The sequence below is a fragment of the Hyphomonas beringensis genome (genome assembly GCF_000682755.1).
GTDB classification, from domain to species: domain Bacteria; phylum Pseudomonadota; class Alphaproteobacteria; order Caulobacterales; family Hyphomonadaceae; genus Hyphomonas; species Hyphomonas beringensis.
This window is the reverse complement of record NZ_AWFF01000063.1, coordinates 1-10,880: the sequence shown is the minus strand read 5'-3', so window position 1 is coordinate 10,880 and position 10,880 is coordinate 1. Positions and strand designations below refer to the sequence as shown.

The window sequence follows — 10,880 nt, the reverse complement described above, 5'->3', positions numbered from 1 at the left end:
TACGCGACGCTGCTCTTCTCGAATGGCGCGAATTGATCGCGGCCTGAGACCTGCTCGTCTGGGAAAAACGGAGACTGGCTCGAGTTTGTCTGACACCAGCGTGTGGTCTGCTTCTCGGAAAGTGGTCATTTATTTGAGCCAGCTGCAGCTTGAGATATGGGCTTTAGTTTTATCTGGTGTTGCTGAATGGATTTTTCTGTTTGGTAATCACGATCGGCAAGCATAATATAAACCCTGTGAATCAAGAGGAGGGATGCTCAAAGTTATGAAAATGATATGTCTCAACTTTCGTGCGTTAGCCTGCAGCCTTCTTTCGGCTATTTTACTTGGGGGTGTAGGATTGACGGCGCAGGCAGATCCTGCCTGTGAAGCCCCGCCGTCTGGTAGTCAACAGGTCAATTATGCCTATGATGCTCTCGGTCGGCTGGTTGAGGTTTGCTATCCTGATAATGAGAAAGTCATCTACAAATATGATGCGGCAGGGAACCGTACTGAAGTTGAAAGTGATGGTTCATCTGCTTCCAAGGTACAATTCATTGTTGTTCCACTCTCTGGTTTGACTGTTTTACCTATAGCAAAGCCTTAAGATATCTCTGGCTCTTGTGCCGTTTTAGTGCAATGCCTGTGAGGCAGATTATCCTGCGATCTTATGATGCGGATAAACCAATAGAGATGGTTGGTCAGCTTAGAATAGTTTGAGACGTTTCTCGCCCTCAGGGCTTGAGAAGACTGCATCTGTCCCATTAATCTCCTTGAGCTCTCCCCACGGAGTTTCTTCGCCAAGACTATATATTTTGACTTCGTCATTCGGTCTCCACCGTATCATGATGCGAAGTTTCTCCTTGCGGCCAAGAACACCCATAAATTCCGGATCGAATGAAGGTTGAGCTGGTTTTGGCGCTATAGGTGTGTAGCGGTTGAATGCGGTGTGATTTTCAACAAAAGGAGATTGTTGCAAAAGTGCCATTCTCGCTTGAGGCCGTGAAGCATGGCTCTGGTGGTACGTGCTGGAATCGGGAAGGGCTTCTGATGGATCTGGGAGAGTGGGGGGAGACGGAGTGATCCTGATGTCCGCCGCGCGAACCGGCTGCAGAACAGCAATGTATACGCCGAAGCCGAGCAGGCAAGCCGATGCTAAAAAACCAAGAAGAGGGGGAGCAGGGAGGGCTGACCTCATCACGTGTTTCCAGTCCAGGCTGAGAGCGTAATGACTAGGCGCATTCTTTGATCGGGCCGATCTGCTGATCCAAGCGGCCGAAGTTCCAGGGTTTTGACAAGTATCGGGATTTCGATCCCGCCTATGCCATCAATAACTTCGAGTAAGGATTGGATATCTCCTTCTGCCTCCAATTTGAATTGCAGGGCTTCGAGCCCGCCTATACTTCTATCGCTTGGGCTCTCTCTCAAATCGGTCAATCTCGCCTGTTTCGACCGAACAAGATCAAGGAGAGCGGCCTGTATCTGGCTGCTGAGATTGGAATATGCCTCCGGAGTTTTAACATCACTAATATAGGAGCGCATATGATTGTATGGATTAACCGGGATCGGGCGAGACAAGTCTTTAGAATGTGACCTGATTAATGCTTCGTTATGCTGTATGGATTGCCAATGTGAAAACACCTGATAGGTGCGTGGCGCCAGCACGAACAAGCTGGCGGTCAGCAGTGATAGCAGCAAAATCCATCCTTCGATCCTGTCACGATGAGTAAGTATTCGGGATATCATTCGTCTGGTCCCGAAATTTCGATAACGAAAGATTGTCTGCCATCAGACATATCCGAGACAGATTCTGCAAAACGGATCTGGCTATCTGGAAACCTCTCCGCCAGAGCCGACAAGATACTCGCTGCCTCTGGTCCGACACCGCTTATACGCGCTTGTCGGCCATCAAGCTTCATACTTGTCCATATAGCAGTAGGCGGTGTGGCTGCCGCATAATTTGAGAGTTGTGATAGGCGCGCACCGGCCGTCAACTTCTCTGGGGTGCGTTGAGCCAGTTCCCCAAGCGTACCTGTTTCTCTTTCGGCAGATCGGCGCTCTAATAGATCCTGGCGTAAGCTTGCTTCCCTTGCCTGATTTTTCATCAGGACAGATTCAAGATGGCTCTCCATATTAGACAGGACGAATACAGACGAAAGAAGCAAAGCCATGGACGCGCAGGCAAATAGAAGCCGGTCGCGGCTTTTCAGTCGGCTCGTTTCTGGTGCTTCAAACAGCCTTCCTGGAGCTGTGTCTGACGCAAGAAAAAGATGGTGAATACCAAGAGTGTCTGCTTTTTCGCGTAATCTCTCCATCGTTTGCCGTCTCACATGTAAGAGATCAATGCTAACCGAATTGGACTTTGGAGCATTCGCGATGCAGATACAGCTCTCTGGTTGGAGAGGGCTGAGACGTCCCAATTCATTATGTGTGATTTGACGTAATTCAGAATAGGATCGGCTTCTGCCATTGAAGGATTGCAGAAAGGCCGAGGAGGGCGGAAGTGTCACGCAGACATCCGGCGCAGAGAGCTGAACCAGGGATTCAAATGCCTCCAGATCATAGATGCTTGGGGCTGTTGGCCTCTGCAATGAAGCAGCCTTCAGTCTTTCTCCCATAATGGAGAGAAAATTATCCAGCCTCCCGCGGACCGGCCAGGAGATTTGTACTGATTTCAACGGCACCTCCTGCCAACAAGATCAAAGATGCAGTCAGCGCTTTGGTCAATTTTCGGATCTATAAGACTTAGGTCGCTACCACTGTCGGTCTCAAGTGCAGGCGCCTTGGCACTTGTTTTGTCATCCAAATGTAAGGATTGTGATACCTCAAACTCAGTAGCCAATTCCGTAAGGTGATTTACTCGGTCTATGCTCTGCTCTGTTTGCTGCCATATTGAGGTTACATGGCGTATCGCTTCACCAAGTGGTATCATCGCTAAAGATAGGATAACCAAAGCTGCCAACATTTCAGTTACCGTAAAGCCCTCCTGCCGCATCAATCAAGACTCCTTAGAGACGCAGAACTCAGAGACAATTCACCTTGATCCACACGCCCTGGCCAGGTGATAACAATCTGAGTGTCGGTCAGAATAACACGGTCATCTGGATTGGGCGGTCGGTCTCGCTTTGTGATCTTCCATGCGTATCGTATACCTGAAACTGAAACTGTGCCTGTCGCGTTATGGGACTGATCATTAGAAAGAAGAGATCTGGCAATAAGCGTCGCTGTCAGCCTTTTCTCAGCATTTCTAGTCATTCTGAGAGTATTCTGAGTCACGCCGAAGAGGCCGGTCAGCAAAAGGGATGCGACCATCAAGGCCAAGAGTGCGTCCGCCATGACAAAGCCTTTATCCGGTTTCATAACGGGGTGTCCCCTATGCCGGATATCGTTCCGAGAATATTTAGCATCAGGAGGGCAACTGCACCGCCCATACCGATAACAAGAATTGGACCGATAAGGGCGGCAAAGCGCTCGATGCGTCTCATAGCACGGGTATGGCAGATCTGCCCAGCCTGACGAAGCGCGTCTGGAAGGCCGCTTGCTTTCTCACCCAGTAGCGCAAGTCTCCTGACCTCAGTCGGGAGAGAAGGTTCCGAAAGAAAGGCGGTGCTTGCGGGTGTGCCATCCCGGATTTTTCTTGAAATACTATTATAAGCCCTCGCCACGCCCGGACTAGATATATGCGCCGCGAAACGTAGAGAGCTTTCCAAGGGACGACCTGCGTCCAGCAATGCAGAAAGGATTTCGCAGGATTGCCCTGTTTCAATATCCCGCGCTGTAGACCCAATGCCCGGTATTCGCCAGATCAGCTTTTCCAGACCAACTCGTACCGACTTAGTACGTAAGAGGAGGAAGCCTGTGGAGAGCATGAGTGCGGCGGAAAGATAAATTAACTCTGCCCGTTTTTGTGCCCAGAGGCCAATATTTGCAAGCCAAAGGATGAAGCCCCCTTCGCCGCTGTCCTCCAGTACAGGGGCAAGAGCCGGTGCGACGACAAGGGTGATAGTAACTAAAGCCATGATTCCGAGAAGCATGATGAATGCCGGATATGCCAGCGCATTTCGGATACGTGAGATCGCCTCATGTCGTGCATTGAGAAAATGTCCACCACTCTCGAGAAGCCTGTCCAGACCAGCTCCAGCCTCTCCTGCAGCAGCAAACTCACCGAGAAGAATAGCTGCGCCGCCTCCACTCTTGAGTGCGCTTGATAGGGAATGTCCATGATCAATCTGAAGACTAAGCGATTGGGCAAGTTTAGCGGAGGGCGTGTTTCCCTCTTCCTGTATTTCAAGGGACTGACGTAGAGATGCGCCAGCTCGCAAAAGACCAGCGAGTTCTAGAGCAAAGTCTGATGCCGTGCGAAGGTTGATAAGCTTCTTTTGCTCAAGCGCCCACCACCGCCGGCTTGCGGCTTCCCGAAGGCTGATCAGCATGTCACCTGATGACGTTACGAGGCGTCTTGCGTCTTGCTCGCTGGGGGCTTCAATGCGCCCCGAACGCTTCTGGCCATTTCTTGAGATAGAGTGATACTGGTAAATGGTCATGGCTCGATCAGACTAGCTACTTCTGCCGAACTGGTCTGTCCGGAAGCTGTCAATTGAAGGGCTTGTCTAATGAGTGTTCTTGACGCCTCAGGGGCGGTAGCGCCGTATGCGAACTCTGCGAGTGCAGTCCTGCCCAGGTAACCCTCATGTCGGCACTCAGCGCAGCCTTCTGCAGAATAAGTATGCTCCGGGAGAGGTACATTATGCCGTTCGAATAGACTCCGCTCTTGCTCGGTTAAGGGGCTTGGTTGCCGGCAGTTCGGACACAAAATTCGGACGAGGCGTTGAGCCATGGATCCAACAAGGCAGGCTTCGAGCTTGAACGGTTCAACGCCCATGTCTTCAAGCCTGGTTCTAATACGGGAGGCATCAATGGCATGCAGTGTCGCAAATACGAGGTGGCCGGAGAGGGCCGCCTGTACGGCGACTTGCGCTGTTTCTGGATCACGGATTTCTCCCACCATGATAACATCGGGATCGTGTCGAAGAAAGGATCTTAGGGCTCCAGCGAAGGTGCGGCCGGATTTGTCGGAAATCTGCACCTGACTGACATGTTCGAAATGATATTCGACCGGGTCTTCAACAGATAATATCTTCAAGCCGCGATGTTTGAGCTGTTCCAAGCAGGAATAGAGGGTCGTTGTCTTGCCGCTTCCTGTCGGGCCTGCGACGACAAACATCCCATGTCGTTTCTCACAAATGCTTTCCAAAGCTTCGGCAATGTCACCGGTAAAACCAAGCCCTTCAAGGGTCAGCAATTTGTTGGGGCGGTCGAGCAAGCGAATGACAGCGCTTTCTCCGTCAATTGTTGGAATAATCGAAACACGGATGTCCAAACGCCGCCCGCGTACGACGATCGTCGCCCTCCCATCTTGAGCGCGGTTACGCTCTCCAAGGTCAAGATCCGCAATGACTTTTATCCGTGCGATTACGGCCGCTGCGCCACTCTTGGGAGATCGCGAGACAGACCTGAGAACGCCGTCAACCCTATAGAAGACTTCAAATTCGGAACGGCGCGTTTCAAAGTGAACATCCGAGGCCCCCGTATCTGCTGCTTCACTTAGCCATGAGGCGACCTGCCTAACAATTGGAGCATCGCGATCATGGTCAGCAATTTCTATGGCAAGAGCGGTATCTTCTTCTCCTGAAGATATATCCAGCGCGTTTCCAGGATAGATGCGGCTAAATAAGCGCGACCAGTCTCCCGCCTCAGCAATAATAATCGAAGGCACATGGCCGATGGCAAATTCGATGCCCGCGAGCATCCGCTTGTCGAGCGGATTGACCGCTGCGAGAGGACCGGAAGTACTAAGTAGAACGCTTTGAGTATCTCTGAGGAATTCGGGATTGAGTTCTTCAGGAAGCGCGTCGGGGATGGGCGCATCCGCAGTCATGACCGGTAGTCCGGTGACTTTGGAATAGGCTTTTGCGAGATCGTGGTCTTTCAGAACGCCAATCTGGTTGAGCGTGATGAGGACTGATTTTCGGGTGGAATCACGCAGGCTTTCAGCTTGCTCGATATCCTTGGTCTGGAGAATATCAGCCTGAAGCAGGTAATCGAGAGCCGCCGCCTCGGAGGCCTCAAACTGTTCATACTCTGCCTCGATCGAAGCCATGCCGCCACGCTAGTTTTCTAATCTGCTGAAATCGGGAAAAACGATATCTGCATTATATTTCTCTCCACCCTCGACGCCGTCGGCGCCATAAGAGACGAGTCTGAACTTCCCTGTATCGGGAGCCGGAAAATAGAGAAACTCGCGGCCCCATGGATCAACCAATGTGTTGCCCGAACGAACATAAGGTCCATCCCAAGAGGATGCATTTGCGGGCGGAATTACAAGAGCGTGCAGGCCTTCCTGTTCCGATGGGTAATATCCCATATCGATCTTGAACAAGTCCAGAGATGCGGCGAGCGTCTCTGTCTGGAGCTTCGCTGCTCGGACTTTGGACTTGTCGAGTCTGCCCATGAGCTGGGGAGTGATCGCTGCTGCGATGAGCCCCAGAATGACCATTACGACCAGAAGCTCGGTCAGAGTGAAGCCTGCATCTCCGTTTCGTGAATTCCTACCTTTTTCCATCACAGCCTGCTTCAGTGTTTGAGGGGTATGACCAATCCATAATCCAGAATGGTGCATCCCGTTGTCCGGTCAAAAGTATAACAGCTTCAAGGCTACGGGCAATTGAATGCGCATTACTCTCAATCCGGATTTTTATCATGCTGCCATCGGTTATCGAATCTTCTGAGCCGCGTCGCGGCGGAGGGGACGGGTCGTGGAATACGGTCAGAATTTGTCCCAGACATTCCATGACGTCTGGCTTTGCGCTCGCAGGGACAACTTCAGATAGGCTCTGAATGATGTCGCCAGATGTGCCCTGTCTTCGGCGTTTTATTTTATCTGATATATCATCCGCCAGATTTCGAGTGGGCAGGGTTTCTTCGAGTTTTGCCTGTATGAGGGATAAATCATCTCGATTGACATCAATCAGGTCTCGTAGATGATTTACACTCACCCTATGTGGTGCTTCTGGGTCCATTTCTTGTGGCGCTCCAGAAGCAGATAGCTTCGTGCGGTTATTTAATATGTATGCCAACGATTCATATAAACTATTCTCAAGAGCAAGGTCCTCCGCTAGCTGATCGCTTTGTCTCAGAGCTTGTTTCGCCGAAACAGTTGCCAGGTTCATCCAGGCAACTGCGATGAGTGCTAGACCACCCAGCAGTGCTGTTACGAGAACAGTTGCGTATCCACCTTGTTGTCTCATGATGCTGGACCACGCCGAGCCCTTTCGAGCGCTAGGCGGAGCTGCTTAGGTATATCGACCTCAGGGGCTTCAGAAAACACGACAGTCGGCTCGATGAGAATGACGAGTTCGGTTCTTCGGTCTGATTTTGTTGTAGACCGAAAGGCTGGACCAAGGATTGGAGTGTCTTTCAAAACAGGCACGCCGGATTGCGTATAGGATCGCGTCGAACTCATGAGTCCCCCCAGTACGGCCGTGGCACCGTCGGGGACGGACAAAACACTTTCGATACTCCGCTGTGAGATTGTTGGAGAGTCTATGGAAGATGTTGTCGTTTCCGAAACGCCGCTTACTTCTTGAGAAATATCAACCTCAACCATACCCCCCGCTCGAATGCGGGGTGTAACAGTCAGAATGACGCCCGTATCACGATAGGTTGTGGAATTGACAACAGGGGCCCCGGGGTCTGTCACACTAACGGCGGATTGGGTAATGATTGGCACTTGGTCGCCGACTTGCAGACGAGCTGTCTCATTATTGAGCACCTGCATACGAGGGGATGAGACAATTTCAACATCGCTGGTGGAGGCGAGCGCATTTACGACAGCGCCAATATCGGTGTTGAGATAGGAGATAGAAATTCCCGGAAAGCGTGACGTGAGGTTTCCGCTTGTGGAATCTGAGAATGTCGCCGCAAGCCGATCCTCCACCAAATCCCACTGCACACCTAACGAAGATCCATCTGACAATGAAACTTCTACAATCGTTGCCTTGATCAGAACCTGCCTCTTAGGTTTATCTAGGAGCGTCAGAAGATCACTGAGGGATTGTAACTCATCCGTGGCGCCACGCGCGACAATTGCATTACGCCCAGTGTCCACCCTTATAGACAGGTTTTCGTATAGGGATTTGGTTTCTGGTTTGTAGGGGTATCCCCCAAAGGGGGTGGAAAAGGACGAGCCTTGTGACCTCTCGTATCCCGCTGGAGGTCTATTCGCTTCTGTCGCATTTGAGGGACTGTCTTGCAATGTAGGGTAATTAGAAGTGCTTGTGCTGTCCGTAAGCTGAATAAGATCTTCTGCATTGACGTAGCGCGCCTCATAAACAAGAACATCTCTCATCACTTGAGGACGTGCATCCTCATCCAGGCGAGCAATCCATGCACGAGCTTGGTCTAAGGCTTGCGCGCTTCGCGCGAACAGCATGAGACGTTGCAGGCGATCAATTGGTACAACTGAGACACCGCCCATGCGTGAAAAAACAGGTTCAAGGTCTGAGGCAAGTTCGGTAGGAGTGGTATTTTGAACGGGGATGAAAGCGGTTGACATGGCTGATAACCAGTCGACATCGAGCGATTTTAACAGATCTACTGCGGATGCGACTTGTTCAGCCTCTCCACCGAGAACGACAATGCCACTTGCATCATCACTAAAACGAAGGACGCCATTTCCAAGAATAGCGCCTGCGACGTCGGTTATTTTTTCGATATTCCCATGCTTCAACTGAATAACTGCCAAAGAAGCACCTGCGGGCAGGTCAGCATTTTCTGGAAGTAAGACAGGGCGCTGTGTTCCAGCTTGGAATTGACCTGCCCTTGCAATAATCAAGCCTGATTCCAGTTCGACGATCTCATAGCCCTGCAGGGACAGGGCCGTATTTAAACTATTTATAGCTTCCTGGGCAGAATTTATGCCATCAAGGCGGATGCTGATGGTCCCTGTGATACCTGGTTGCAGCGTGTATGTCTGGCCGAAGGCTTCTCCGAGAACCTCATTTAGAACCGCCTCGATCGGTGCGTCTTTAAATATAAAATTAAGTCCACGCTTTGCGGGGGTGTTTCCTGAAGCTTCCAAGGAATCTGGGGGGGCGCTTTGGTTGAAAAATCGGCTGCTGCCGTAGACAATCTCTGTCTCAGCGCCAGAGGGGGCAGAAGTGGTATTTTCTTCAGAGTCTGCATTAGCAGATAAAGCGGGTGTGTCTGTCAAAGACTTGGGTTGACCATGTTTGGGGGGGGCGGCTGCGATGGAGGAGGGAGTATCAGATTCCCGCAATGAGTGGCATGCAGAAAGAGACAGCAAGGCAAAACATGCTGCTTTTACGCTACGTCTCTTCTTCATAATGCCACCCTACATTGGAACAATAGTACAACTATAACTGTACCAAACAAAACAGGATGTCACTTGGTTTCCCCAGATAAGGGGGCGTCGAACCCTAGGGGGGGGCTGCCGCTAGGGTTCGAACTATTGTCTAGTTGAGTGCCCTGTAGAAGTTGCCGAATATGAGGCTGAGGAAGATTTCTTCTGGCCTGGCGGAGTACAGAGAAAAATCCGGGGATATCAGCTTAATTCATTGTTGGTGATACTGAGGAAGCTTGCTAACCCTAGGTGGCGGAATAGATTTGCGAGCTGTTTATATAGTGAAATCCTATGTAAGGAGGGGGCGCAATGCGGCCTTTAATTTATGCGTCTGCAGCAGCGATTTTGGCAGCGGGGGCTCATGCAGACAATCCCAATTGCACTACTTATGGCTGTAAGGAAGTTCCTGAGCGGGTCCTTTTTTCTGCGTCGGGTCATCTGACAATTTATTTTTCTGATCCTGCTCCGACAGAACTTGATTGCACCTTAGGGGAACATGGCACAGCTTACGTCCTGTCGTCACAAAGTGGTCGTGATATGATCGCTTCTGTCCTTTTTACGGCGATGCACACGGACACAAAAGTCTGGATGCGTATTGTGTCCGGATCAAATCCCTGTGAGATAAAATATGTCGAGCAGCACCCCAACGAATAAAGTACGTGGCCAGACTATATTGTTTAGTTGGAGCATGATGTGCTTCCTCTAAGTTTCCGTAAAGAGTTTCAAGGTGAGCCTGTATGCGCAAGGAAATGCACCCCTAAAGTGGTCGGCTAGACTGTTTTCGAAGTTTTCGTGTCTCTCATCAATGATAGTGAATTCCTTGCTCACGCAACTAGCTTTTTCTATCGTAATGGGATTATAGTCCTCTTTTTAAGCGGCCCGATTACTGGACTTCACGCAGCGAGTTTCAGGTTTCACGGGGTGTAAGGAGCTATTGTAAGATATGACCAAGATATTTTTAGGGGTGTTCATTCCAGCATTAGTTTGGTGTGCTGTAACTCCTGCCGGGGTAGCAGAGGTGTTTTCTGCGCCAGCCAAAATTGTATGGGTAGAGAATGGCTGGTTTGAGGAAGGGCTGGCGTTTAAGGTTGAACCACAGTCCGGCGTGGCGGGGTGTCCTACTAGTGATGATGAATTTTCCTTAGAGGCGAGTAGAGAAGACTTTTACCTGATTTCTAGTATGATTTTAACGGCCTTCTCTACCGGTGCTAATGTGATCGTTACAATCCATGATACAGGAGATTGTGCCTTTGGGGGGCGGAATAAGGTAGAATCTGTGAAATTGGTAAAGTAATTGTCGTCCTTGTATTGTCAGGGCAAACGGCCTTGAGGCGTGGGGCAGGGGCCTTTAGCCTTGGAAAATGACCAAGAACCCGTTACGCTGCTTCAAAATCTCGCCCGAGATCATCCAGCTTGCGGTCATGATGTATGTTCGATTTCCGCTGTCAGTGAGGAATGTTGAAGACCTGCTCCATGAACG

At 50.6% G+C, this 10,880-nt stretch carries 13 protein-coding genes and 1 pseudogene; 4 read left to right on the top strand and 10 right to left on the bottom strand.

What is annotated here, in order from left to right; translation table 11 throughout:
• A partial coding sequence (locus HY29_RS19625) for a hypothetical protein (protein ID WP_206741980.1) occupies positions 1-226 on the top strand: 226 nt, incomplete at its 5' end.
• A 27-nt stretch (positions 227-253) separates the two neighbouring features.
• Entirely contained in the window at positions 254-586 is a 333-nt protein-coding gene (locus HY29_RS18965) for an RHS repeat domain-containing protein (RefSeq protein WP_081811420.1), read from the top strand.
• 99 nt (positions 587-685) lie between these two features.
• On the opposite strand, the gene HY29_RS19255 is transcribed toward HY29_RS18965, so the two are convergent.
• Genes HY29_RS19255 through HY29_RS14235 form a run of 10 tightly spaced genes read right to left on the bottom strand, consistent with a single transcriptional unit; the run spans position 686 to position 9,382 of the window.
• Positions 686-1,177, bottom strand: coding sequence for a hypothetical protein (locus HY29_RS19255; protein WP_155838359.1), 492 nt, complete (start codon positions 1,175-1,177; stop codon positions 686-688).
• The gene (locus tag HY29_RS14270; protein ID WP_155838358.1) at positions 1,177-1,677 is read right to left on the bottom strand and encodes a hypothetical protein; all 501 of its coding nucleotides are present in this window, start codon (positions 1,675-1,677) and stop codon (positions 1,177-1,179) included. The genes HY29_RS19255 and HY29_RS14270 overlap by 1 nt, the downstream gene beginning before the upstream one ends.
• A gap of 44 nt (positions 1,678-1,721) precedes the next feature.
• Positions 1,722-2,657, bottom strand: coding sequence for a hypothetical protein (locus HY29_RS19250; RefSeq protein ID WP_155838357.1), 936 nt, complete (start codon positions 2,655-2,657; stop codon positions 1,722-1,724).
• Positions 2,654-2,974 (bottom strand): PulJ/GspJ family protein, encoded by a 321-nt coding sequence (locus tag HY29_RS19930; protein WP_034798122.1) that lies wholly within the window; start codon positions 2,972-2,974, stop codon positions 2,654-2,656. Before HY29_RS19930 ends, HY29_RS19250 begins: the two co-directional genes overlap by 4 nt.
• A complete protein-coding gene (locus HY29_RS19395; protein ID WP_034798120.1) occupies positions 2,974-3,339 on the bottom strand; it encodes a hypothetical protein in 366 nt (121 codons plus the stop codon). The genes HY29_RS19930 and HY29_RS19395 overlap by 1 nt, the downstream gene beginning before the upstream one ends.
• On the bottom strand, positions 3,336-4,523 hold the full coding sequence (locus tag HY29_RS14250; RefSeq protein ID WP_034798118.1) for a type II secretion system F family protein: 1,188 nt from the start codon (positions 4,521-4,523) through the stop codon (positions 3,336-3,338). The genes HY29_RS19395 and HY29_RS14250 overlap by 4 nt, the downstream gene beginning before the upstream one ends.
• On the bottom strand, positions 4,520-6,139 hold the full coding sequence (locus tag HY29_RS14245; protein WP_051601559.1) for a GspE/PulE family protein: 1,620 nt from the start codon (positions 6,137-6,139) through the stop codon (positions 4,520-4,522). The genes HY29_RS14250 and HY29_RS14245 overlap by 4 nt, the downstream gene beginning before the upstream one ends.
• Positions 6,140-6,148: 9 nt before the next feature.
• Positions 6,149-6,601: a type II secretion system major pseudopilin GspG gene (gene gspG, locus HY29_RS14240; protein WP_034798116.1), complete on the bottom strand. Its 453-nt coding sequence runs from the start codon at positions 6,599-6,601 to the stop codon at positions 6,149-6,151.
• A complete protein-coding gene (locus HY29_RS19245) occupies positions 6,588-7,286 on the bottom strand; it encodes a hypothetical protein (RefSeq protein ID WP_155838355.1) in 699 nt (232 codons plus the stop codon). The genes gspG and HY29_RS19245 overlap by 14 nt, the downstream gene beginning before the upstream one ends.
• Positions 7,283-9,382 (bottom strand): type II secretion system protein D, encoded by a 2,100-nt coding sequence (locus HY29_RS14235; RefSeq protein WP_081811419.1) that lies wholly within the window; start codon positions 9,380-9,382, stop codon positions 7,283-7,285. Before HY29_RS14235 ends, HY29_RS19245 begins: the two co-directional genes overlap by 4 nt.
• 961 nt (positions 9,383-10,343) lie before the next feature.
• On the opposite strand from HY29_RS14235, the gene HY29_RS14230 reads away from it, so the two are divergent.
• Positions 10,344-10,694 carry a hypothetical protein gene (locus tag HY29_RS14230; protein ID WP_034798111.1) on the top strand — a complete coding sequence of 117 codons (351 nt, stop codon included), beginning with the start codon at positions 10,344-10,346 and terminating at the stop codon, positions 10,692-10,694.
• 67 nt (positions 10,695-10,761) lie between these two features.
• A pseudogene (locus HY29_RS19925) lies at positions 10,762-10,880 on the top strand (IS6 family transposase); the annotation flags it as partial.